We start from the raw sequence: 26,347 nt of genomic DNA, 5'->3' as shown, positions 1-26,347 counted from the left end.
AGATATCTACTTTATACCTTGTAACAAAGCATCGAGTTTCCCTTCATTTTCTAAAGCATAAAGATCATCACAACCACCCACGTGATAATCACCTATGAAAATTTGTGGAAATGTATTACGTCCATTTGCTCGCTGCACCATTTCTTGGCGAAGAGACGTTGATGCATCAATATCCGTATATTTCACCTCTTTTTTATCAAGCAAATCACGTGCTTTTGTACAATAAGGACAGTTAGGACGTGTATAAAGTGTTACCTCTTTCATAGTATTATTCTCCGATTTACTTAAACATAATATCAACTTTAAGTTCTTCAAGAAACAGGAAAAATAGAAGACTCTTTGAGGACACGTGAAAATGTGAGTACATCAACCCTCTGCGCACCTGCACGTTTTAATGTTTCAGCTGCAGATGTCACTGTTGCACCTGTTGTGAAAACATCATCAATCAATAAAATAGAACGTCCCTCTACATATTTTTTCACTTTATGCGGCACTTCAAAAGCATTCCGCACATTGAGTTTTCGTTCCTGAGAAGATAAACTAACCTGCGGACGAGTATGCCGACGACGCACAAGCCAGCCGGGTTTAAATTTTTTTTTCTTTGCTCCTGCAATATAACGAGCAAGCTCAGCAGATTGATTATAACGTCTCTTCAAAAAACGGCGGAAATGCAATGGGACAGAAATAATAACATCACAATCATCAATAATCTCGTGCCCAACAGATACCATCCAATTTGCCATAAAAGATGCTAGTTCTATATGGTCACCATATTTTAATCGTGCTATCAAAGATTGAGCTAACCCTTTATGAACAATAGCCGAGCGAACACGCGAAAAAGGAAGAGAACTTTTAAGAGCTTCACCACTGAAAAAACCATCCCCCATATCACAAACAAAAGGGGTTCCCATAACAGGACAATAAGGTTTTGTGATAAATTGAAGACCTTTCCAACACTCAGAACAAATCGTACCACAAGCAGAAACTCTTTTCTTACACCCATAGCAAATAGGAGGATATAAAATTGTTAGCAAGTGCTCAAAAAACTTACTAAATATATTTACACCATTTTTTGCGCCATTTAAAGTTATTTCTTGAAAGCATAACATGGTTAATTAAGACTTTTATAGCTTCCCTCTACAAAAAAATATTTTGTATTTTTTAACTTTAATTCCTTTAAAAACCCTTACTTTTTATAAATTTGTTTTTCTTTCACATCATTAGCTTGACAAAACTTGCACAAAAATAAACCTTCTCAAGATGCACACATTACCAATTGAAAGACTTTGACAATATGTCGCATCCTTTAATTTTTGATCACGACCGCATTGAACAATTCCGCAAACGTGCTTTTCAAAAAGCAAAAGAAGGGTATGATTTTTTACTGTCTCACATGGCTGAAGATCTTTATAAACGTCTCAGTCCTGTTGACCGGATCTTTTCATTAGCTCTCGATTTACACAGCCATACAGATCTTGCTGCACAAGCTTTACTGAAATCTGGAAAAGTTCATTCCATAGAACGCGTTGAGACAGATATACTGTATCAAAGCCATAATAAAAAATTTCATTTGCGTAATCGAGAGTTTCTTGATTTTCCTCAAGATTATTGTGATCTTATCGTTTCGCTTCTTTCACTACAATTGACAAATGATACCCCTGGTATTCTGAAACAAATAAGACATATCCTTAAACCAGATGGCTTATTTCTAGCTGTTATGGCTGGAGCTGGTACACTTGTGGAATTATATGAAAGCCTCCTACACGCTGAAACAGAAATTTATGGTGGTGCAAGCCCTAGAATCTACCCGTTTGTCGATATTCGTGAGGTCGGTGCTCTTTTACAGTATGCTGGCTTTGCCCTACCTGTAGCAGATATTGAAAATGTCACAATACGCTACAATACAATGTTTGATCTCATGAATGATCTTAAAGCTATGGGAATGCAAAATGCGCTTATCAATCGCTCACGGCGTCCTGTATCCAAGCGCTTTTTTCTTCGCGCAGCTGAAATCTATGCACAACGATTTAGCGATCCAGACGGACGCATTCGCGCGCATTTTTCTTTCATTTGGCTCTCTGGCTGGGCTCCACACCCAAATCAGCAAAAACCTATACAACCAGGCTCAGCACAAATATCTCTTGCAGATGTTTTAGTAAAACAACCGAAAAAAACATAGATTCAACATGCAAATTATTTCTCAAAGATGCTTTTATCCGTTGTCCGTAACATCTGGCTGGTTATAGTTCCAGCCAACATTGAATCACTTACATTTAAAGCTGTACGTCCCATATCAATTAACGGTTCAATAGAAATGAGTACAGCAACCAAAGAAACAGGAAGTCCCATAATTGGTAAAACGATCAATGCAGCAAAAATAGCACCACCACCAACACCAGCAACACCAATAGAACTCAACGTTACAACACTAACAAGAATAGCAATCCAAGTAGGATCAAGAGAATTAATTCCTACGGATGGTGCTATCATGGTCGCAAGCATCGCAGGATAAAGACCTGCACAACCATTTTGTCCAATCGTTGCACCAAAAGAGGCTGCAAAACTCGCAATTGATTGTGGTATACCAATCCATTGTGTTTGAACCTCAATATTCAAAGGAATACTTGCAGCACTTGAACGACTGCTAAAAGCAAATGTCAAAACTGGCAAAACCTTTTTGAAAAAACGAAGTGGATTAATCCCTGATATACCTAGCAATACACCATGAATTCCAAACATAATGATAATACCGACATAGGAAGCGATGACAAAAAGCAGTAAATTTAAAATATCTGAAATATGTGAGGTCGCTCCTACCTTGGTCATAAGTGCATAAATACCGTAAGGTGTTAAAGAAACCACAATACGGACTAACCGCATAATCCAAGATTGAGCCACTTGAATAAATAAAAGCGCTTTTTCCCCTTTTTCTGGATCATCTTTCTTTAAAAGAAGAACCGCAGCTCCTAAAAATGCCGCAAAAATAACAACACTAATAATGGAAGTACGGTTAGTTCCACTTAACTCAGCAAAAGGATTTTTAGGAATAAAGGATAAAATCATCTTTGGAACATCCATATCTCCAAGTCGAGAAATATGATCTTCAAGAGCAGCAGAAACATTTTGCCCTTCACGTAATAAACTATCCGCTGTTAATCCAAAAATATTAACCACCAAAACGCCAATCAATGCTGCAAGAGCAGTTGTAAAAAGTAATATTGAAATTGTTATTATACTCATTTTTCCCACAGCATAAACAGAATGCAAATGAGCAACTGCTGAAACAATAGAAGTAAAAACCAATGGTATAATAATCATTTGTAATAACAAGATATAACCATCACCAACAATGTTAAACCATTCAACAGATTTCAACAAAATGGCTTCACTTTCTCCATAAATAACTTGTAAAATACTTCCAAAAACCAAACCAAGAATGAGCCCTAGCATAACGCGTATTGAAAGGCTCCATTTCAACTTATTGCTTTGAGTAAGACATAACAAAAAAATAACGAATAAAAATAGATTGATAAAAAAATTAAATGTCATTGTTTATGCCTACTATTTGTTATGCTAGATAACGAAAAGAAATGTTTAAGTTGAAAATAAGTGCGCAATATTTAGATATAGCATATAAAGCTTATCAAGCTTTTACAAAAATCATTATTTTTTAAATTGATCGATTAAAAGAGAATTTTTTGCCACTTACGAGCCCTTTAAATAGGATAAAATCAAATGCCATCATTTTCTTACTATCCATAAGATTCTATTCTCAAATAAAATATTTACAATGCAAAATAAAATGCAAACATCTCCTATGGGGAGATCATTATTATATGTATGATGCTATTATTCGCTATGCTATTTGGAAAATCTTTTCTGGTAATAACAGAAATACTGTCAGCTCACACCCGAAGCTCATTATAATCAGTACAATATTGAACGATCATTATTCATATTAGTCATTTTATTACCTGTATCCTTTCAATAGCTTTATAAAAGCTAACCTAAATAAAAACTGTAAGCATTTAGAATTCCCTACAAAAAATGAAAATAGCAAGAAAATGTATAAAAACATTCAATAAAACTATAGAACTTGTTTTACACGCTGCTTACACTTTTGTTGATTATGTTCCTAATAAAAACCTCCCCTCACAAAATACAAAATACCATTGGTTGCTCATTCACGTAGCTTTTTAAAGAAACTTCTCTCATTCCTCTCCAATCTATTTTGCAACAGTTTCCATGAAGCGTATAAAGAAACATTCGTTATATATCATCATCTTTGCCCCCGCAAAGAACAAGACAGAATCATTATTCTATTATCAGCTCCCAATTTATTTGCTTACATCCGATGTTGCTATAACTCTTGCATTCATACAGCTTGTAAGAGAAATTTTGAATTCTTATTCTGAGTTGCTCTATATAGGCACTGATTCCATTTTTGGCATACATATAAAGGAATAGTTTTAGATTGCCTCATTATAAAAAAGGTTTGAAACGAAGGAACTATACAATTTTCAGAACTCTCATGCAGCGTACAAAACAATAATTTATTGTTAGGAATCAATATATTCTTATATAGAGAGAATATAATAATGGACAGTTTTAGATATATTTAAGAGTTGCAAATTGATTCTTCATAATTTAAAATATTATCATGTAATATTTGTTCTTATGGATGCTCTGCTACTTTAGCATAACATATCTATTTATAAGGATAATTTTTCATATTAAATTGAAATCATACTAATATTTTGTTCCTATCCCTTTTACTCAGAACAAAAAATATTTACGGGCACGTACAAGAAAAATGAGTGTGTAGATCAAGTTTAAAGAAAAACTAAAAACATCTCTTATAAAGAGGTCAGTACCATCATTATATATCCGCCCATATCGCCACTACAGTTTCATTTAAGACATTTCATAACTGGAACAAAATTTTTCAAAGTTTTACCTCCAACATTTTCAGTCAGAAGAAAATTGAAATATAATCCGTCCTTCCATAAAAAAATCACCATGAGCTCCCTTTTTTCATAAAAGGAATAGCCTCAATAAAATATCAAGAAAAATAATTTTCGCACGAAGTCGCAAGATGTTTCTTGATAAACCGTAAATTCCTTGTCACTTCTTTGTCAATTTCTTCCCTTGAGACCAAAATTCCTTTTGGCAACGCTCCAATCTTCTGTAAATAGAATACTTTTCTCTCGTTTCCTCTCAAATCTTGCTCAAGTGCACAAAACTTCGAATTTTTTCTACAATTTTTTATTGCATACAATGTAATCTTTTATAGAATGCTCTCAAAATCATTTTTTTTGTCTCATTCATTAAGGATTGGAATTATGGCTTTTATCGCCGACAAGCTTTCTCCTATCAAACCTTCTGCCACAATTGCTGTCTCCCAAAAAGCACGTAAATTGAAAGCCCTAGGTCGTGATGTCATTGCTTTAGGCGCTGGAGAACCAGATTTCGATACACCAGATAATATTAAAAATGCTGCTATTGAAGCTATTCAACGTGGAGAAACAAAATACACCCCGATATCTGGTATTCCAGAATTGCGCCAAGCAATTGCAGAAAAGTTTAAAAGAGAAAATAACCTTCTTTATCAACCTGAACAAATTATTGTTGGCACCGGTGGCAAACAAATTCTTTTTAATGCATTGATGGCAACTTTAAATAAAGGAGATGAAGTCATCATTCCATCTCCTTATTGGGTCAGTTATCCAGAAATGGTTACCCTCAACGGTGGTCGACCTATCTTTGTAGAAACCAAAGCCGAATTTTCTTATAAACTGCAACCACAAGATCTAGAAACTGCCATCACCCAAAAAACCAAATGGTTCATCTTTAACTCTCCTTCAAATCCGTCAGGCGCAGCTTACACCCATGACGAATTAAAAAAACTAACAAATGTTTTAGTAAAATATCCCCATGTTCATATCCTTAGTGATGACATATATGAACATCTCACCTACGAAGGTTTTACCTTTGTCACCCCAGCTCAGGTAGAGCCAAAACTTTATGAACGCACACTCACAATGAATGGTGTTTCTAAAGCCTATGCTATGACAGGTTGGCGAATCGGTTATGCTGGTGGCCCGCAAAAATTAATAAAATCCATGGATATCATTCAAGGTCAACAGACGTCTGGTGCGAATTCTATCTCACAATGGGCAGCCGTCGAAGCACTTAATGGTCCTCAAGATTTTATCGCTAAAAACAAAAGTGCTTTCCAAGCACGCCGTGATCTCGTCGTTTCCATGTTAAACAAAACTCCTGGCATTACCTGCCCAACGCCTGAGGGTGCCTTCTATGTTTATCCTTCCTGTGCAAATCTTATCGGAAAAAAAACACCTGACGGAAGAATCATCACAAATGATGAAGAATTTGCAATAACACTTCTGGAAGCAGAATCAGTCGCTGTAGTTCATGGATCTGCTTTTGGACTTGGACCAGCTTTTCGTATTTCTTATGCAACCTCAGAAGAATTGCTTGAAGAAGCTTGCTCACGTATCCAACGGTTTTGCAATAATTTACTGTAAAAACTTTAAGCACCTCCGGTAATATTTTAGTTTCATTGCCAATCAACTTTGTTAAGAGATTTTTGGCTCTTGAATGATAACATAAACAACTGGTTTCTACAGAAACTATGCAACAAGAAAACTATATAGAAGCATATACTGTAAACAGAAAAATGAAATAAGTTTCTTCATACGAGAGAAGTACAAGAAATTATCAATATAATATTCTCATAAAAGCATATCGCTCACTTCTTTCTAAACATTGAAACTTGAATCCTTCACTATTTTAATTCTATAATCAAAATCATTTTCAAATTGTAACTGTTACATTAAACAATGATCACTGAAAACGTTTTTATACATTCGTAAAACTTACACTTTAATAAAAATGAAACTTATATTTTTCAATGAATTTATTACACTAGAAAAAATCCAATACTTACGAATATGACAACCTTTCAGTCAAACCTTTTCTATTCCACAAGCATTATTATAATCCAATATTTGTCATAAAATACCTTATCACAGCTGAATGTCCGTAGACAGCAGACAATTGTTGGATATATTGGGAACTTTTAAGATTTTTTTCTTATCATCTTTCAAGATATCTGTATTTTAGAAGACTGCTAAAAAAATAAAAAAAAGCCGGACAATTCGCCCGGCAAGTTCAGAAAATCCCCAGAGATAAAATCAATCTGATGGATTCCCATAAGGGAACACTCAAGAAAATGCGATGGGAGGCAACATAATCAAGAGATGGTATTTTATGTCATTTTATAAGGAAAAGCACAATAAAGACTTAAGCGCATCTGCTATGCAATAAGCTCATAGCTTAAAAATCACATTACTAAAAAGACCACTGACGCGCTTTTAAAAAGATATAATCTCGAAAAGCTCTCAGCTTAGCCAAATTTTTTAAAGCATAAGGGTAACAAAAAAAAGTATCAAAGGAAGGAATATCAACCATATCAGGGAAAAGACGCACAAATCGTTCATCATTATTCACTATATAATCGGGAAGCACAGCGATACCCAAATCATGCATAATTGCGTTCCTGATTGAAATAATATTATTGATTTGCAGAACTGAAGGACGTAAAGATCCATCACTTCTACCAGCCTTTTCTAACCAATTTAAGCCAGATAAATAAGGTGGAACAGATTCACCAAATGAAATAATACGATGTGTATCAAGATCAGATAATGTTTCTGGTTTGCCGTAATTTGCAATGTAGCTTTTCGAAGCATAAACATGCATATGAATTGTAAATAATTTTCTTTGTATCAAATCAGGCTGTTGCGGTGGCTGTAAACGAACAGCACAGTCCGCATGTCCCATCGTCAAATCGAGTTCTTTATCATCAAATAAGAGCTGTATCCGTATATCCGGATAAAGACTAATAAATTCAGGCATGCGCTCCACAAGCCATCCTGCTCCCATCCCAAAGGTCGATGTAATACGCAAATTTCCTGTTGGCTTTTCATAACTTTCACTGAGTTGCGAACGTGCACTTTCAAGCTTCATCACAACATCATGCGTTGTACGATAAAGAATTTTACCTTGCTCTGTTAAGATTAACCCACGCGCATGACGCTGAAACAATGACACACCAACATCCTGTTCTAAAGATGAAACTTGCCTAGAAATCGCTGATTGGGATAAATAAAGCTTTTGAGCGGCATGTGTAAAAGATCCCGCCTCCGCTGCTGCATGAAAAACTCTCAATTTATCCCAATCCAATGGTGATGTCACAATTTTACCTCTCACTTTTTTACTTTTGCAATGCGCTTTTATATTTAGCTATCCAAAAAACGCTCTGCCTCCAGTGCTGCCATACATCCCATCCCCGCTGCTGTTACAGCTTGGCGGAATGTTTCATCTGTTACATCACCTGCTGCAAAAACCCCAGGAATGCTTGTTTTTGTTGAATCCGGTTCTGTCCATAAATAGCCACCTCGTTTTTGTTTTAGTTGTCCTTCAAACAAAGAAACAGCGGGAGCATGCCCAATAGCAATGAATATTCCCTCCGCATCCACTTTACTTTCTTGCCCTGTTTTAACATTTTTAAGACGTGCACCTGTAACAATAGCACCTCTGGAATCTTGAGCTGGCAGACCAACGATCTCCTCTACAACATGATCCCAAATAACACGAACATTATTGCAAGAAAACAATCTATCTTGCAAAATTTTTTCCGCACGCAAATCGCTGTGCCGATGAACTAAGCTTACGCTCTTCGCTAAATTAGCTAAGTAAAGAGCTTCTTCCACAGCTGTATTTCCCCCTCCCACAACAATGACATCTTTATCACGATAAAAAAAACCATCACAGGTAGCACAAGCAGAAACTCCCCCGCCCATAAAAGTCTGTTCACTTTTCAAACCAAGCCAGCGCGCCTGCGCTCCTGTTGCAATAATAAGCGCATCACAACAATATGACGTTCCTGAATCTCCGTATAAAACAAAAGGAGGTTTCAACAAATTCACCTTTGCAATATTATCACGAATGATTTTTGTCCCCATATTTTTAGCTTGTTTTTCCATTTGTTCCATCAACCATGGTCCTTGAATGGGATCAGCGAAGCCTGGATAATTTTCAACATCCGTTGTAATTGTCAACTGCCCCCCCTGCTGTAATCCAGTAACCAAAACCGGTTCAAGCATTGCCCTTGCCGCATAGATCGCCGCTGTATAACCAGCCGGACCTGAGCCAACAATAAGCAACCGAATATGCGATTGTGTCATAGAACCCCTTTCATTTTTTTATTTAATTATTCCATAAATTATCATGAGCAGACTTAAAAAAAATATTTTTCAACCACCTCAGTTATGATGTATACGTATTTCTTCCCAATTATGATAGAAAGGCTAGATTATCGATTTAATTAAGTTCTGTTTAATATAGAAATTAACTTTTATCCTATAAAAAGAAAAACGTAAATTCTTATGCGTACGAAATCGTAAGAAAAACAAATACAGAGATAGGGAACGATCATTTTTCAATTTATTATCAATGTCTGTGCACGTTTTGCTTTAATTATGGGAGGAGCAATGCTTCTGCCTATCTTTGTGGATTTGCATGACAGAAACCATAATTGGATAACCTTCCTTTATTCTTGTGTCATAACGACCATGTTAGCGACACTGCTTCTTTTAGCAACCAGAGGTGCTACGTGCCATTTTTCAGCACGTCTTGGCTTTATGCTCACCGTTTGTCTTTGGCTCACTGGAATCATCGTAGGCGCCTTACCTCTTTATCTTTCTCCTCTCTCAATTTCTCTAGCAGGAGCAGTTTTTGAATCCGTCTCTGGCATTACAACCACCGGCTCCACAGTAATAACCGGCCTTGATAATTTATCGCGAAGTATTTTGCTATGGCGTTCCATCATATGCTGGATTGGAGGTATCGGCTTTATCGGTTTAGCTTTATTACTTTTGCCTTCACTGCGTGTTGGTGGAGTACAACTTTTTCACATGGAATCATCAGATAAATCGGAAAAAATATTGCCCCGCATCAATCAAATTGCCAATGGAATTATCATAGCTTACGTTGGACTAACACTTGCTTGTATGCTTTCCTATTTCGCTGCTGGTATGAGTTTGTTTGATGCTATAAATCACGCAATGAGCACGATAGCAACAGCTGGTTTCTCAACCCATGATGCATCTTTTGGCTATTTTTCCGATAAACCCGCCATCTTGATTATTTCAACAATTTTTATGTTACTCTCCGCGTTGCCCTTTATTTTTTATGTTAAATTAGTACTTCCTGGCCACTACAAGCGCTTTATTGACCAACAAGTGATTGTTTTCCTCCATATTGTTTTCCTCTTTAGCTTTGCTTTAGCCGCATGGCTGCGGTTTCATGATCATCGCGCTTTCCACTCGGTTTTTCTTGATGTCATTTTTCATCTTACATCTATCATTAGCACAACTGGTTATAGTGCTGAAGATTATCAACTTTGGGGACCTTTTGCTCTGGGGATTTTTTTCATTGTTTCTTTTACAGGTGGCTGTGCTGGTTCTACCTCTGGAGGTATGAAAATCAATCGCTTAATTATTCTTTGGCGTATTACACAAACAAACATAGAAAAACTTCTTTTTCCTAATGTTGTTGTAAAAGCTCGATACGATCACGCAAACATATCGAGTGATGTTGCCAAAGCAGTTTTGTTTTTTGTATGTCTTTATATGTTCTGTCTTATCATTGGTACTGCACTTTTACTCACAACTGGTCTTGATTTTACCTCTGCTTTTACAGGCGTTTTAACTGCTCTTTCAAATGTCGGTCCAGGTTTTGGACATATTATTGGTCCTGCTGGTAATTTCTCTACAATCAATGATAATGCTTTATGGATTTTGAGTTTTCTGATGTTGGCTGGGCGTCTTGAAATTATAACTATATTTGTACTGTTTATCCCCGCCTTTTGGCGTGAACAATTTTAAGACATGACATTTAGTTTTAATAAGTAAGAAATTGATAAAAACAGTATACATGATAAAATCGGACCTTTACTCAACCTATGAGAAGAATTTTAAAAGAGCTTCAAGCAGATAATAATATTAACAATACAAAGCTCTTTCCATCTGTATCCGTGCAATCTCTTGTACAACCAATAAAGCGACCTCTAAAATAGACAATATATTGTTTCAACATGACAATCTATCGTTTGGCATATAAAATAAGAATCTTGAATGTCGTAAAATCCTTTCACTTTAAGCCATCCTCATGATAAATCAATAAAAACCGTTTCCTTACAAATTTCATAAGAGGAATAGATGTATAGATAAAAATTACTTTTAAAAAAAAGCTACGAATACTTCTTATAAGCAGCTTCATCACAAAAATTATTAGTGAACATTGACATTGGTTAAATAAAAACCTGCACCATTTTTTTACCACATCAACTGTTACAATGAGAGCGAAGAATTAAGAATTATTCAAAAATTTTTAAAAACAAGTTCTCACCACCCTGTTTTATGCTCCTTTTCTTTAAAGCAGAAATGGATTTATATGACATCTCAAGAGATCTTACCAATAGTCTTCTCATTAAAAAATGTACAATAACCCTAAGGTTCACATGAACAGCTCCTTTCCATAAAGTATCACACTATACCCTCAAACGAAAAAAGGAACCCATACACTTGGTATTACATAAGCAGCAACACAACCATATACAAAACCAAGATGCATAAAATCATGTATTTGAAATGATTAATATATTATGTCCGCCCCCTCCAAATGATTGCTTTGTTCAAAAATAATCACTCCATGCTCCCTTTATCTTTCTTATCACAATCAGCGCCATTATCCTAAAAATTTGTATCTTTTTATCAAAAGCTTTGAGAGCTTATGATTTATCGAAGACATGATCAATTTTATGAAATAATAGGCATTATCAATCTGTTTGCTTAAATGATGATAAGAAATCTTCAAAAAACAAATATTCGCCCACTTTTCAGAAAACTTCCTGATATCTTTTAAAGTGTTTTTTCTGCAAATATTTCTTCATAAATGCTTCCAATCTCTTTCGCTTCTTTTTCCAAAGGAAAATGAGTTCGAACATGCGCTAAAGCTTTTTTCCCTGCTGCCATTGTTTTTTCTAAATCAGCAAAATAAGGTTCAATCGCCGCCGTTAAAGCTGGCCCATCTCCTGCTTTAACAACTGTTCCAGTTCCTTCTACGACCAATTCTGTATAAGCTCCCGCATCACTCGCCACAACAGCTATTTGTGATGCCATTGCCTCCAATGGCGTTAAACCAAAACCTTCTGTACGAGAAGGCGCTATATAGAGTGACAAACGACGATACCAAAGAGGCATATTCAGCACCTCACCAAGAAAAATGATACGATTTTTCAAGCCTGCTTTAGCAATCTTTTGATGCAGTTTTTTTTCAAAACTATAATGTTGTTCTGTTGTCCGCCCAGCAATAAGCGCTGTCCACTCAGGATAGCGTGGCAGTAATGCTATCATTGCATCCACAAATAAATCAGTGCCCTTTGAATAACGCATACGCCCAAAGCACCCTACCGCATATTTCCCCGGCAATCCGGACGAAGAAAAGCAATCATCAACAGTTTTTGGTGGTGAAAAACGCCTAGTATCCACGCCGTGCATAATAACGTAATGAGGCACCTCTAAATAAGTTCCTGTACGCGTGCTGGTAGCAATAACCCTATCCATACGGCGAATCAGCCATTTGGTAAAAGGCTTATGTTGACGACGAGAAGCCGATGTAAAAATGAGTTTAAGCTTCATTCGCAATACATCACGCAAAAAAACTCCACAAAGCATCTCAATATTGCGCCGTGCATGCCAAATACGAAATGGTCTATTCTTCGGGCTTTTCCAAAGCCCGAAAAGATCTTTAAAGGTAATAAATGGCAAATTTTTCGACAACCCAAATCCAAAAGTGGATATACGCACGCCCTGTTCTCGTTGTAATGGAATAAGCTGAACAACCGTAGAGGTTACTCCTGACAAACGTTTTTTAAAGTGAGGAGCAATAACTTCAGTGTCTTCCAAAGATACAAGCATCATAATTCACAGGCATAATAATTTAGATGTATTGAACCTCAATAATTTCATAATTATGTGCACCCCCTGGTGCATTCACTTCAATCACATCTCCCTCTTGCTTACCAATGAGTGCACGAGCAATAGGTGAAGAAATAGAAATTTTACCAACTTTTACATCAGCTTCTTGATCACCAACGATCTGATAAACCTTTTTCTCTTCAGTATCCTCGTCTAGAAGCTTTATAGTAGCTCCAAATTTAATTTTATCGCCTGAAAGACGCGAGACATTAATCACTTCAGCTCGTGCAATATAATCTTCAAGCTCATTTATACGTCCTTCATTATGACTTTGCGCCTCTTTAGCAGCGTGATATTCGGCATTTTCTGATAAATCGCCATGTGCTCGCGCCTCAGAAATTGCTTCAATAATCCGCGGACGTTCCTGTTGTTGACGCCAACGTAATTCTTCTTTAAGACTTTCAAAACCAGCTGTAGTCATCGGAACTTTTTCCATAATCCGTCCCTTTCTGTTACACGGAAGGTTTAATAAAAATACAAAAAATGGCTCCCAAAACTGCTTTTGGAATCCGAAAAACCAACATTCCCTATTATATAGTACAGTATTCCTGTTTTCCATATAAAAATAAAAAAGAGAATAAAGCATTCACCAATTATGTTAAATCATCTAATATTTTGGTGTTTAAAGTGTTAAACTGTGCTCCCAACATGAACATCCTAAAGAAGAAATAATTGTATTTTTTTTATGTTCTATCATAACTTAGAATCTATCATAACTTAGAGAAAGACATCTTGTATGAAGAAAGAAAAAAACTTTAAAGACTCCTCTACAGAAAAATGAAAAAGTTAATATTTTTTTGTATTTAGTCCTCTCTTTTTAGCCGCGACAACCTCCAAAGCAACGAATGCCTTTGTCACAAGAAATCTTCATTTTAGAATAAGACCAAGCATTCAGCATGCTCTTCATGATTTAATTCCCGTGGAGAATTGGTGTTTGTCCACACATATCAAGGAAATTAATACCACATCAAATATAACACCCAAACAGGTTGGATATCATCTTGTTATCTCTTATTTAAAGTAGCAACGATCTTTACCCCATATACATAATGTTTCCAATAACAAACTATAATCAAAAACAATCATTCTCTATAAAAACAGCGGTGAAAATAGCCATAATGAATATTGTACAAGCCCCCTGTTAAGCATCGTTATAGCGTTAAATAAAATGGTATTAACCGTAATGCACCTTACTTTAAAATCCCCAACGCATTAATCTTATCCCCCAAACTGATCAAATATTCTATACAATAGGTAATCAAGTGAAATGAAGCTTTTCAGTAACGTTGTGCCGTTATCATGATGTCGTTGTAAAGTTTGGGATTTCCTTTAAAATTACGAACACTTATCTATCAAAGGATGCAACAATGAAAAATGGTGTCACAGCAACAGTGGAAGCTCTTTCTGCCCTCATTTCTTCAGGCAATCCTCTTTTTAAGAATGGTGCATTGTGGACACCTCACCGCCCTGTTCGTCCTGAAAAATCCGAAGGTGGTATTCCATTTCAACTCGAAACCCCTTTTGAAGCTGCAGGAGATCAACCTCAAGCAATTAAAACTCTCGTTGAGGGAATTGAAAATGATGAACGTACGCAAGTGCTTCTGGGGGTTACTGGATCAGGAAAAACCTATACAATGGCTAAAATCATTGAAAAGACACAGCGTCCAGCGCTCATTTTAGCACCCAATAAAACTTTGGCTGCACAGCTTTACGGAGAATTTAAAAGTTTTTTCCCCCATAATTCTGTTGAATATTTTGTTTCTTATTATGACTATTATCAGCCAGAAGCCTATGTTGCACGCTCTGACACTTATATTGAAAAAGAAGCCTCCATTAATGAGCAAATAGACCGTATGCGCCATGCTGCAACACGCGCTGTGCTCGAACGTGATGATGTCATTATTGTTGCATCTGTGTCCTGTATCTACGGAATTGGCTCGGTAGAAACCTATACTGCCATGACCTTGCAAATAAAAAAAGGAGACAAACTCAATCAACGCAAATTATTAGCTGATTTAGTTTCTCAACATTATTATCGACAAGATATTAACTTCATTCGTGGTTCTTTTCGAGTCCGAGGAGATACAATCGAAATTTTCCCTGCCCATCTTGAAGATCGTGCTTGGCGTATTTCACTCTTTGGCGATGAAGTAGAAACAATCACTGAATTTGATCCTCTCACAGGACAAAAAACAGACGAGCTTGGATCGATTAAAATTTATGCCAACTCACACTATGTCACACCACGCCCAACGTTAAACCAAGCAATGAAGTCTATCAAAATGGAACTGGCTCAACGCCTTGATGAATTGAACGCAGCAGGACGGCTTTTAGAAGCACAACGTTTAGAACAGCGTACAATTTTTGATTTGGAAATGTTGGAAACAACCGGATCATGTGCCGGAATTGAAAATTATTCACGCTATTTAACTGGACGACAACCCGGTGAACCACCCCCAACCTTATTCGAATATATTCCAAACAATGCTCTTGTTTTTATCGATGAAAGCCATGTAACCATTCCACAAATTGATGGTATGTACCGAGGTGACTTTCGACGCAAAGCAACTTTAGCAGAATATGGATTTCGTTTGCCTTCTTGTATGGACAACCGTCCTTTACGCTTTGAAGAATGGGATGCCATGCGCCCACAAACGATTGCTGTCTCTGCAACACCTGGACGCTGGGAAATAGAACAATCTCATGGAATTTTTGCTGAACAAATTATCCGCCCCACAGGACTCGTTGATCCACAGACAGAAGTACGCCCAGCCTCCAGCCAAGTTGATGATGTTGTGAATGAAATTCACAAAACAATTCAAAAAGGCTACCGTACATTAGTCACTGTCTTAACAAAGCGTATGGCTGAAGATTTGACAGAATATCTCCATGAACAAGCTATTCGGGTGCGCTATATGCATTCCGACATTGATACATTAGAACGTATTGAAATTCTCCGTGATTTACGGCTTGGCACCTTTGATGTTCTCATCGGAATCAATCTCCTCCGAGAAGGTTTGGATATTCCAGAATGTGGTTTTGTTGCTATTTTAGATGCCGATAAAGAGGGTTTTTTGCGCTCCGAAACCTCACTTATCCAAACAATCGGACGCGCTGCGCGTAACGTGGATGGTCGCGTTATTCTCTATGCCGATACAATGACTGGCTCTATAGAGCGAGCTTTACAAGAAACACAACGACGTCGGCAAAAACAGATAGCCTACAATGAAGAACATCATATCATACCAACAAGTATCAAAAAAAATATCGATGATATTCTCAATTCAGGAGAAAAAAGCCACCATACTCCTACCAATATTCCTGATTTTATCATGCAAAACAATATGAGTGGAAAAAATTTAGCAATCCATATTCAAAATCTTGAAAAAGCAATGCGTGAAGCAGCAGATGATCTAAACTTTGAAGAAGCAGCACGATTGCGTGATGAAATCAAACAGCTACAGAAAATAGAACTAGAAATAGCAGATGCTCCGTTAAAACATCACAGCGAATAGCCCATCCATAACTCATGATACAATCAAATATTTTTGCCAAACCAAATATTGCTCAAACAGACCCAATCATAGACACCAAAGTCTTGAAGAATAAAAATATCAAAAAAACGCACAAAAATACTCTTAAATAAAACAAAAAAAAATTTACTCAATCAATAACCTCAAACTCTCATAATGTTCAAAATCAATCTTAGCCCTTCTAAATCTGATAAAAGGGCCAGTAAATACCGTCATTTCATAAAATAAGTACCTGCATGCTCCAATTTCACAAAAAACAACGTAAAAAAGGTAACTAAAAGCAATGTAAAAAAGAAATTACACAAGAAAATACTTCTTATATAGTCATTTCACAGAATTCGTCTCATTCGAATATCTATTCACACACGGTTTAACAGTACTCACAGTTTGAATGGCGCCCATAGAGAGCTCATTTTCGAAAGCAATACAAATAAACAAAAGCTTTTATGACATAATCTAACTTTAGACACCCAAAAACCATCTCTCAAAAATAAAGAAAAATTTCCTTTTTAGGTAGAAGAAAGTTTTGAGAAACCTTATCAACAATAATCTTCTATAATCCCACGAACACTTCTGGATTAATATCTTTTTGATACGAGCTTGTATCATAAACACCACTCTCATTGATTGAAAAAATGTAAGAGATAATATTATTCATTTTAAAATAGAAATAAAAAGTAAATTCCAAACAGATATCTTTCTTCATGTTTGCCAGAACTAACCACATCGCCAACGAGAACTAAAGAAACAATCTATTTGGAGTAAATGCGGATAAAACTACCTAAAAAAAGCTTCAATATTGTATTTTATCAAACGTGTATTCAAACAAGTATAAATAAAGTCAGCATACCATTTGAAAAATGCTAACCGTAATACACGCTACTCAATCAATACAAGAGATAACAATTGAAAGCATTTTATCTAAATTAATAATGCTACGCCACCTCATTATACGAATGAACACAGATTGCAAGACATTCACTCTCTCAAAATCAATAATTTTTAAAAAAGCTAAGAATAAAAATTAAAAGATACTATAGAATCATGAAGCATATAATGCTTTACTTCTATAATAACTTATTGGTACAATAACTTATTGGTTCGACATATTTTTTCTAAAATATCGAAAATTCATTTAAAATAAGCAAAAACATTTCATCTCTAAAGCAGATCACATAAAGAATATATTTTCCTATAGTATCAGAAATAACCTGCATAAGATAATGCATAGCTCAATGTAAAAAGTTAAGAAACAAGACAAATATTTTAATGAATTATACCAAGTAAATAAAATTTTACTACAATTCCGTAAATCTGTTATAATTTAATCATATATTTATTTTTCATACTTTTACAATTTATATTGTAAATCTTGTGAAATAAAGAAATATTAAAAATATTATATTCTATCAAATTGAATGATTATAGCATAGATAATAACTAGCTTATAAATGAAACTCAAATAAACACATTTTTAAAAACATACTCTTATATTGTGAATATTGCGACTTTATTCTATGATTTTGTATATATTCAAATACAGAACTTTTTATTCGTTTTGTCAAAATAAGAACAAAAATCATTCAGATTGTGTTCAGTTTCATGCGTGTAAAATGGGAACAATACAAATTTACTAAGGAGTGCAGCTATGAAAAAGTTTACCAAATTAGCGGTATTATCCGCAATATCGATAGAAACTGTTTTGACGCCATTAAGTACAGCATTTGCAGATACAATGTTCATTTCTGATGAGATTACGAAGAAAATAGCAGGAATGAGAAAGAAAATGGAATCTCAGTTTCCTTCTCATCATTCTAACATCCGTTCTGATAGTTATAGTACCCATTCTATTCTGAGTAAGCATCACCCTTATTATTCTGATGGTAATCACAACCGTGGTCATGTTCATCATCAAAGGCGGGAACATCATCACCATCATGTGGAGCATAAAGTACATCGTTATGTACAAGAGCACCGTGAAACTCGTAATAACTCTGGAGATACTTTAGCCGCAGGCATTTTAGGTCTTGCAGCAGCTGCAATTCTTGTCAATGTCTTTAAAAAACGAGAACAACCACAAGTTGTCTATCAACAAATACCCAAAGATCAAGTTATTTATGAAGTTCAGTCAACAACAACATATCAACAACTTCAGAAACCATGGACTCATGGCTGGCTTCAATATTGCAAAAAAAGATACCGTTCATTTAACCCTCAAACGGGTACTTTTCGAGGTTATGACGGTTTAGACCATTTTTGTTATGCTCCAGTAAAATAACTTTCATAACACTTCATTAAAGAAGCTTTAAGAACCCGAAAAAAACACTTTCAAAAAGTGTTTTTTTCGGTTATATGTTGAGGTCCTGAAGAAAAGGATTCCACTGGCGTTCATAACCTAAGTGGCTTCCTGGACCATGCCCACAAATGAAACGGACATCATCACCTAAAGGCAAAACTTTTTCTCGAAGTGATTTCATCAATTCCTCATGAGAACAGAAAGGAAAATCTGTGCGTCCAATAGAACCACGAAAGAGTACATCACCCAATAGAGCAAAACGTTGTTTTTCATTGAAGTAAATAACATGACCAGGAGAATGCCCCGGTGTATGAAAAACATTAAACACATGTCCAGCAAAATGAACGCTATCGCCATCTTCTAACCATTGATCAGGCACACAAATGCGTACATCAGTGATGCCATAGCGTTCCGCGCTTTCTCTCACAACATCCATCACAGGTTTATCATCGCAATGTGAACCGATGATTTTAACATCAAGAGCTTCTTTAGCTTGCATTGCCGCTCCCACATGATCAAAATGACCATGCGTGATCCAAATGGCTTTAACGGTAACGCCCATCTTTTGGATCACTTCTTGAATGCGAAACCAATCACCACCAGGATCAACTAATACTCCTTCTTTTTGTTCAGAATCAAAAAGCAATGTACAATTTTGTTGAAGAGAGGTAACCGGAATAATATGTGCACTAAAACGACTCATGATATCCTTTTCAAAAATAAATTAAGCTTATTCAAAAAATTCTTCTTTATGAAGTAAAATAGCCTGCTCGACAGCTTTATGCAACTTATGTAAACTTAAAGTGTTGTAGAAGCTAAATTTTGTCAAGGTTTTAAAGAATGACCGATCATGTTCAAGTTTTGGATGACGATGCACATCACCTTCTTGTTATTGACGATGATACCCGTATTCGCAATCTTTTATTTCAATTTCTCATTAAAAATGGGTTTCGTGTTTCAGTCTCAGCCAATGCCGATGAAGCAAGACGGCAACTTGCAAGCTTAGATTTTGACCTTCTCATAGTAGATGTCATGATGCCCAGAGAAAATGGCATTTCATTCACTCACTCACTTCGTCAAACCAAGAATGTTCCCATTCTCATGCTCACAGCTTTATCCGAAACAGACGACCGCATCCATGGTTTAGAAGCAGGTGCAGATGACTATCTTTCTAAGCCATTTGATCCTCGTGAACTTCTTCTTCGCATCAACGCTATTTTACGACGGGGATCTCCAATCAATCAACCTAAAATCGAGCAGATAGTCTTTGGACCTTATATATTCTCCCTTGCACGGCGCGAGCTCAAAAAAGGAGGAGAAGTTATTAAGTTAACAGATAACGAGCAAAAAATGATGATTATTTTTGCTGAAAATGCAGGCGATATCATTCCACGCCATAAATTTACAATGGATGATAAAAATATTGGTGAACGTACCATAGATGTACAGATTAACCGACTTCGTCGTAAGATAGAAAAAGATCCAGCACTCCCTATATGGCTCCAAACCGTACGAGGAATAGGTTATAAACTCTCAATTGAATAGGCATGACAATGGTCGAACCCTCAAAAAAATTTATCCGATGGTTGACGAAGAAAATGCCTAAGCGGCTTTATGCCCGTTCTTTGATCATCATTATTGCTCCTATGGTCCTCTTGCAAACAGTCATTGCTTACGTCTTTATGGAGCGCCATTGGCAAATGGTGACCGAGCGTCTTTCAACCGCTGTTGTCCATGATATTTCAGCCATTATTGATATTATTGAAACATACCCACAACAAGATAACTATGACGACATCAAACGTATTGCACAACAACGTATGGGATTAAATATTTCTATCCTTCCCCCTGCCCCCCTCCCACCTCCAAGTCCTAAACCATTTTTTGCAATTCTTGATTATTTTCTAAGTGAAGAAATCACACGTCAAATTAACCGCCCCTTCTGGATTGATACCGTGGGTGATTCTGATCTTGTTGAAATTCGCATCCATCTTGGTCATAACATTTTACGCGTCTTTGCACTGCGCAGCCAAGCCTATGCTTCCAATACCACTATTTTTCTAAGCTGGATGGTAGGAACCGCTCTTGTTTTATTGCTGATAGCAATTTACTTCTTGCGCAATCAAATCAAACCAATCCAACAATTGGCTGAAGCAGCAGAAAGTTTTGGATGCGGACGTCCCCTACCAAAAGGATTTCAACCACAAGGAGCTGATGAAGTTCGTCGTGCTGGCATTGCTTTTTTACGTATGCGTGAACGTATTGAACGCCAAATCGAACAACGCACTATGATGCTCTCAGGCGTAAGCCATGATTTAAGAACCATTCTTACACGTTTTAAACTTCAGCTAGCATTAGCAAATACTGACTTTGATATTAAACCGCTTGAGCAGGATGTAAGCGACATGCAAAATATGTTAGAAGATTATCTTGCTTTTGCCCGTGGCGAAGGGAGTGAAAGTGTTAAAACCTTTGATTTAAACGCCCTTATGCAAAAATTTGCTGCTGACGCTCATCTTCATAAACGTCAATTCTCTTATACCATTGAAGGCTCTACAGAAATACAAGCACGACCTCAAGCCTTCACTCGTTTGGTCAGTAATCTTGTATCAAATGCATTTTATTACGCCAACACTGTCAGACTAACAGCCATATCTCAACAAGAATCCTTCATCATAACAATCGATGATGATGGACCCGGAATCCATAAAAACATGCGTACGGAAGTTTTCAAGCCATTCTTTAGACTCGATAAAGCGCGCAATCAAGATGCAAGCGGAACAGGACTTGGACTTTCTATCGCCCAAGATATAGCGCGTAGCCACGGAGGCAATATTCAATTAGATGATAGTCCTCTAGGAGGTTTGCGTGCTATTATTGATATCCCTCTATGAGAAAATATTTACACATCATCTATAAAAAACATTCAATGAACGAGACGATTTAGGCATTTCCCACAGTTTCAAACAAAGTATATTGGAGAGCCTTGCTAGCGCTTTCCCCACAACAAGCAACCATCTGAAATGCAACATAATGGCTTTCACAAACTCTAAGCGCGTGTATCAACAATGTCTCAACCTGTATATGAGATGGATGTACTCCCCCTGCTAGAAGAAGCCCCTGACGATAAATAACTGAATTATTTCTTTGCCAATAATCAAAATGTCCTAGCAACAATTTTTCATTAATTGCCAGCAATAAACGATGCACTTCCGCTGTACGACCATTTTCAATAGAAAGATCAAAAGCACAAGCTAAATGAAGAGCCTCATGCTCTTCCATCCATGAGAAAGCAAGACGATAATTTGTCCGTTTTCCTTCTACACAAACACTAATTTCATCTTGCGCATCCCGCTCAAATGACCAATCATATTTGCAGGCAATCTGTTCGATAAAGTCAACAGGATGCTCTTCTCTCATCGTGGCGCAATATGCAAGCCTCATCATTAACCCTCAAATAACATGAATAAAGTTATCAATAGAATATAAACTGCCCCAACCGTAACAATATACTTTGCTACAATCAAAGACTTTACACCAAACAAATACGCATTAAGAACATGGACAGTACACAACACTAAGAAGTCAATAACGCTTCCCACAGAAGCTTGATAACAATAAAACGAATCATCAAGCTCTTTCAGTGTATTGATACAATTTCATAGTACTAGTCCCCCTAATTCAAAAAAAGCATTTTTTATAAAAAACAAACCGAAAAAAATAAAAAATCTACTCTAATAGATTCAGGATTAAGCATTTTTCAGTTTTATGCATCATACTGAAAAATTGGGGATATTTTTTCTAAGACCATATTTTTTATAAAAATTATTTTCCTTTTTTTTGTATTTGCATTTTTTCTAAATCATCAAGACGTTTTTTCAAATCAGCATTATCAGCATGAATTTTCAGTAGCATATCTTTAAAAGTCTCAAATTCTTCGCGTGAAACAAGATCAAGTTTATTGGCTATCTTTTCAGCCTGCAAACGAAAAACTGTTCCAGCTTCACGTCGTATACCTTGTGCAACATCGGCGGCATCTGTTGCTAATTTTGCCAATTCATCAAGAATACGGTTTGATCCATTACGCATAACATTTTCCTTAAATTTTTTAATTATTGATCCACACATTATAACGCATTTCCATAACATTTGGATACTGTATTTGTTCCTTTTACCCTATAGATTTTACCTAACCATACAAACTTTATTTTAACACTTTTTTTACCATAAAAATTTTAGCGCCCAAATTTTAGTGGCAACCTACAACTTTCTTAGCTTGACCATTGTGCATTCATCTGTCATTCCTGACTATCATGTAACCTCAACATAAAATGCTTAGCTCATGAACAATCTTTCTTGCCCAGCCATTGCTTTTCCATCTTTTCTCGATCCTGTAATTTTCCATTTAGGCCCTATATCCCTTCATTGGTATGGACTCGGTTACGTCGTAGGTATTCTCTTCGCTTGGTGGTATGCACAAAGATTGTTAACAAAACAATCTCTATGGTGTGCCAACCATTCCCCTGTGGATAAAGAAAAGATAGGCGATTTTGTTGCTTGGTCTACCCTCAGTATTGTTGTTGGTGGTCGTTTAGGACAAGTGCTTGTATGGGATCCCGCTTATTATTTTAGACACCCAAGCAGCATCATAGCGGTATGGGATGGAGGAATGTCCTTTCATGGTGGTCTCATCGGCATCATCATTGCAATGATCTGGTTTGCTCGTAAAAATAATATACCCATACGCACACTATTTGATATCATTGCTGCAGGTGCTCCAATCGGTATAGGCATTGTACGCATATGCAATTTCGTTAACCAAGAACTATGGGGAAATGTTACCACACAACCTTGGGCTGTTTGCTTTCTCCTCGATCCTTATTATCTACCGCGCCATCCAAGCCAACTTTATGAAGCATTCATGGAAGGATTTTTCCTCTTTGCCATCTTATCCATACTTATTTTTACTTTCAAAGCATTAAAACGCCCTGGCACCGTAGCTGGAACATTTATTATAGGCTATGCAATAGCACGCAGCATTTCAGAGATTTACCGTGCTCCTCAAGAAGATCCAGAATGGTTTTCTAACCTTTTTCATGCTACTGGATTTACCTATGGCATGGCTCTATCTCTTCCTATGTTTCTTTTAGGTATTTATCTTCTTCTTCCATCTTTCAAACATAAATCGACCTCAAATGGCTCTCCTCAAAGAAAAAATTAAAGGAATAATTGCGCTTAATGGGCCAATGACTGTCAGTCAATATATGAAATTGGCACTCACAGATCCCCAATTTGGCTATTATCACACACAAACGCCTTTTGGACGCACTGGTGATTTCATAACAGCACCTGAAATAAGCCAATTATTTGGAGAGATGATTGGCATTTGGACTCTCGCCAACTGGAAAGCTCATGGTTGTCCTCATCCTTTCATTCTTGCTGAAATAGGTCCAGGACGTGGAACCCTAATAAATGATATTTTACGTACCATTCAAAAATTATGTACAACGGCATTTAACGCTGCTGAAATTTTTCTCATTGAAATAAGCAAAAATCTTGCAGAAGAACAAAAAAAGCATCTTACCTCTTATCAAAAACAGATCCATATCATTGAAAGTTTTGATCAGATCCCCTCAAGACCACTCTTCTTGATAGCCAATGAATTTCTCGATACCCTCCCTATCAACCAGTATATTAAAATCAATGGAGAATGGAAAGAACGCTGCATTACAATCAATCAAAGTGGAGACTTCGTTTTTACTGCTTCTCCACATAAACTTCCCTCTTCTTGTTTACAATCCTACTGTTCTGAAATTCCTGATGGAACGATTTTTGAACATGCGCCCTTACGACATCAATTCATACAACAAATCAGCAACCATTTAATGCAAGTAAAAGGTTCTGCATTAATGATTGATTATGGCTCTTCTGAACTTGCATTTGGCGATACACTGCAAGCACTCTCAAAACACAAGTTTCGTGATATTTTTGATGCTCCAGGTGAACATGATTTAACATCACATGTTGGTTTTTTCTTTTTAAAAAAAATTGCCCTTGAACAAGGCTGTTTTGTTGAAATCCTAGAACAAGGAGATTTTCTTATAAAAATGGGAATTCTGGAGCGCGCAGGACAACTTGGAGCCAATAAAAGTGCAACACTACAAGAAAAAATCTGCCACGATATCGAACGACTAGCCGGTCCAAATCAAATGGGCAAATTATTTAAAGTCTTGCATATAAGTGATAAAAATATACCATTATCTCCTAATTTTGATGCCCTATAGATAACGTCTATTGACAAATATAAACCTCTCCACACATTATTTTCGTGGTGCAAATGTAAGGAATTTCTATGAAGACTGATCCTATCCTTGCAAAAGATCTTTTTTCTTTACACAAACATGGAATAAAACATGGTTTTTTTACACGTCAAAGTGGTGTTTCAAAAAATTTTTATCAAAGCCTTAATGTAGGAAAAAGTTCAAACGACCAACCAACATATATTGCACAAAATCGCATTTTAATGACCAATTATTTTGGTGTTGGTGTACAAAATTTAGTCACTGTTAATCAAACACACTCTTGTGAAGTTATCACAGTTCATCAATCTTTTTCCGAAGAACCACCTAAAGTAGATGCTCTCGTTACAACCCAAAAAGAACTGGTCATTGGTATTCTTACAGCAGATTGTGGGCCTATTTTATTTGCCGATGCACAAGCAGGTGTTATCGCTGCAGCACATGCTGGCTGGCGAGGAAGTCTCAATGGAATTATAGAAAAAACAATTTCTGTTATGGAAGAACAAGGTGCAAAACGGCACACAATAACAGCAGTTCTTGGTCCCTGTATTGGTCCTTGCCATTACGAAGTAACAAGCGAATTTTACAACCAATTCATGGATTCCCATAAAAAATTTCAAAAATATTTTTTAAAAACAGATAAAATAAATCATTTTCACTTTAATTTATGGGCATTCATTATGGATAAATTAAAAGAAGCAGGTGTCCATGCTTCTTGTGTAGAACTTTGCACCTACCAAAATGAACAGCGCTTTTTTTCCTACCGGCGTTCTATACACCGTAGTGAACCTGATGATGGACGGCAAATTTCTGCCATTATGCTGAAATAGCGAAAAATATTTTTTTTACCCTATATGAATTTTTTGTTTTTTCATCTTACGATAGAAAACAAAGTAAACTCCTGTAATATGAGTTTTATTCACGTATTTCATACATAAAACATCAAATGATTATTTAAGCTGTTTTTTATTAAGTTAAGTATAACTTTAATCAATATAGTTAAAAAGCTCTGCTTTAAAAACAATAAAATTTTGGAAAAAGAAAAAACAAAACGCATCCCTCTTTAACAATGAGTCATAAAATTGTAAGGCTTTC

At 36.3% G+C, this 26,347-nt stretch carries 20 protein-coding genes; 10 read left to right on the top strand and 10 right to left on the bottom strand.

What is annotated here, in order from left to right:
- Positions 1 to 6: 6 nt before the first annotated feature.
- Both grxC and ABID39_RS01840 read right to left on the bottom strand, forming a co-directional pair.
- Complete coding sequence (gene grxC / locus ABID39_RS01845) at positions 7 to 264, bottom strand: glutaredoxin 3 (protein ID WP_354185470.1); 258 nt, start codon at positions 262 to 264, stop codon at positions 7 to 9.
- A 47-nt stretch (positions 265 to 311) separates the two neighbouring features.
- A complete protein-coding gene (locus tag ABID39_RS01840; RefSeq protein ID WP_354185468.1) occupies positions 312 to 1,109 on the bottom strand; it encodes a ComF family protein in 798 nt (265 codons plus the stop codon).
- Positions 1,110 to 1,294: 185 nt separating this feature from the next.
- Between ABID39_RS01840 and ABID39_RS01835 the strand changes: the two genes are divergently transcribed.
- Positions 1,295 to 2,179, top strand: coding sequence for a methyltransferase domain-containing protein (locus ABID39_RS01835; protein WP_354185466.1), 885 nt, complete (start codon positions 1,295 to 1,297; stop codon positions 2,177 to 2,179).
- A 14-nt stretch (positions 2,180 to 2,193) separates the two neighbouring features.
- On the opposite strand, the gene ABID39_RS01830 is transcribed toward ABID39_RS01835, so the two are convergent.
- The gene (locus ABID39_RS01830; protein ID WP_354185464.1) at positions 2,194 to 3,549 is read right to left on the bottom strand and encodes an L-cystine transporter; all 1,356 of its coding nucleotides are present in this window, start codon (positions 3,547 to 3,549) and stop codon (positions 2,194 to 2,196) included.
- Positions 3,550 to 5,342: 1,793 nt separating this feature from the next.
- Between ABID39_RS01830 and ABID39_RS01825 the strand changes: the two genes are divergently transcribed.
- Complete coding sequence (locus tag ABID39_RS01825) at positions 5,343 to 6,545, top strand: pyridoxal phosphate-dependent aminotransferase (protein WP_354185462.1); 1,203 nt, start codon at positions 5,343 to 5,345, stop codon at positions 6,543 to 6,545.
- A gap of 826 nt (positions 6,546 to 7,371) precedes the next feature.
- Here the strand turns inward: ABID39_RS01825 and ABID39_RS01820 are convergent.
- Entirely contained in the window at positions 7,372 to 8,277 is a 906-nt protein-coding gene (locus ABID39_RS01820) for a LysR family transcriptional regulator (protein ID WP_354185460.1), read from the bottom strand.
- A 44-nt stretch (positions 8,278 to 8,321) separates the two neighbouring features.
- Positions 8,322 to 9,269: a thioredoxin-disulfide reductase gene (trxB, locus tag ABID39_RS01815; protein ID WP_354185458.1), complete on the bottom strand. Its 948-nt coding sequence runs from the start codon at positions 9,267 to 9,269 to the stop codon at positions 8,322 to 8,324.
- A 306-nt stretch (positions 9,270 to 9,575) separates the two neighbouring features.
- Here trxB and ABID39_RS01810 point away from each other — a divergent pair, with 306 nt between their 5' ends.
- The gene (locus tag ABID39_RS01810; protein ID WP_354185456.1) at positions 9,576 to 10,970 is read left to right on the top strand and encodes a TrkH family potassium uptake protein; all 1,395 of its coding nucleotides are present in this window, start codon (positions 9,576 to 9,578) and stop codon (positions 10,968 to 10,970) included.
- 1,035 nt (positions 10,971 to 12,005) lie between these two features.
- On the opposite strand, the gene ABID39_RS01805 is transcribed toward ABID39_RS01810, so the two are convergent.
- Positions 12,006 to 13,064: a glycosyltransferase family 4 protein gene (locus tag ABID39_RS01805; RefSeq protein WP_354185623.1), complete on the bottom strand. Its 1,059-nt coding sequence runs from the start codon at positions 13,062 to 13,064 to the stop codon at positions 12,006 to 12,008.
- Positions 13,065 to 13,086: 22 nt separating this feature from the next.
- Positions 13,087 to 13,560, bottom strand: coding sequence for a transcription elongation factor GreA (gene greA / locus ABID39_RS01800; protein ID WP_354185454.1), 474 nt, complete (start codon positions 13,558 to 13,560; stop codon positions 13,087 to 13,089).
- 931 nt (positions 13,561 to 14,491) lie between these two features.
- On the opposite strand from greA, the gene uvrB reads away from it, so the two are divergent.
- Together uvrB and ABID39_RS01790 are read left to right on the top strand one after the other, a co-directional pair.
- A complete protein-coding gene (gene uvrB / locus ABID39_RS01795; RefSeq protein ID WP_354185452.1) occupies positions 14,492 to 16,639 on the top strand; it encodes an excinuclease ABC subunit UvrB in 2,148 nt (715 codons plus the stop codon).
- A 1,666-nt stretch (positions 16,640 to 18,305) separates the two neighbouring features.
- Positions 18,306 to 18,935, top strand: coding sequence for a BA14K family protein (locus tag ABID39_RS01790; protein WP_354185450.1), 630 nt, complete (start codon positions 18,306 to 18,308; stop codon positions 18,933 to 18,935).
- A 70-nt stretch (positions 18,936 to 19,005) separates the two neighbouring features.
- On the opposite strand, the gene ABID39_RS01785 is transcribed toward ABID39_RS01790, so the two are convergent.
- A complete protein-coding gene (locus ABID39_RS01785; RefSeq protein WP_354185448.1) occupies positions 19,006 to 19,656 on the bottom strand; it encodes an MBL fold metallo-hydrolase in 651 nt (216 codons plus the stop codon).
- Positions 19,657 to 19,793: 137 nt separating this feature from the next.
- Here ABID39_RS01785 and ABID39_RS01780 point away from each other — a divergent pair, with 137 nt between their 5' ends.
- A complete protein-coding gene (locus tag ABID39_RS01780) occupies positions 19,794 to 20,498 on the top strand; it encodes a response regulator (protein ID WP_354185446.1) in 705 nt (234 codons plus the stop codon).
- 8 nt (positions 20,499 to 20,506) lie between these two features.
- On the top strand, positions 20,507 to 21,847 hold the full coding sequence (locus ABID39_RS01775; protein ID WP_354185444.1) for a sensor histidine kinase: 1,341 nt from the start codon (positions 20,507 to 20,509) through the stop codon (positions 21,845 to 21,847).
- 49 nt (positions 21,848 to 21,896) lie between these two features.
- Here the strand turns inward: ABID39_RS01775 and ABID39_RS01770 are convergent, their stop codons facing one another.
- Complete coding sequence (locus ABID39_RS01770) at positions 21,897 to 22,397, bottom strand: type III secretion system chaperone family protein (protein ID WP_354185621.1); 501 nt, start codon at positions 22,395 to 22,397, stop codon at positions 21,897 to 21,899.
- 381 nt (positions 22,398 to 22,778) lie between these two features.
- The gene (locus ABID39_RS01765) at positions 22,779 to 23,042 is read right to left on the bottom strand and encodes an accessory factor UbiK family protein (RefSeq protein ID WP_354185442.1); all 264 of its coding nucleotides are present in this window, start codon (positions 23,040 to 23,042) and stop codon (positions 22,779 to 22,781) included.
- A 253-nt stretch (positions 23,043 to 23,295) separates the two neighbouring features.
- Between ABID39_RS01765 and lgt the strand changes: the two genes are divergently transcribed.
- The 3 genes from lgt (at position 23,296) to pgeF (ending at position 26,082) form a co-directional block, all read left to right on the top strand.
- Positions 23,296 to 24,174 (top strand): prolipoprotein diacylglyceryl transferase, encoded by an 879-nt coding sequence (gene lgt, locus ABID39_RS01760; protein WP_354185440.1) that lies wholly within the window; start codon positions 23,296 to 23,298, stop codon positions 24,172 to 24,174.
- On the top strand, positions 24,149 to 25,237 hold the full coding sequence (locus ABID39_RS01755; protein WP_354185438.1) for a class I SAM-dependent methyltransferase: 1,089 nt from the start codon (positions 24,149 to 24,151) through the stop codon (positions 25,235 to 25,237). Before lgt ends, ABID39_RS01755 begins: the two co-directional genes overlap by 26 nt.
- 68 nt (positions 25,238 to 25,305) lie before the next feature.
- Complete coding sequence (gene pgeF, locus ABID39_RS01750; protein WP_354185436.1) at positions 25,306 to 26,082, top strand: peptidoglycan editing factor PgeF; 777 nt, start codon at positions 25,306 to 25,308, stop codon at positions 26,080 to 26,082.
- The last annotated feature ends 265 nt before the right edge of the window (positions 26,083 to 26,347 follow it).

Source organism: Bartonella japonica, from assembly GCF_040545385.1.
Classification (GTDB): domain Bacteria; phylum Pseudomonadota; class Alphaproteobacteria; order Rhizobiales; family Rhizobiaceae; genus Bartonella; species Bartonella japonica.
This window is presented reverse-complemented; position numbering and strand designations above follow the sequence as displayed.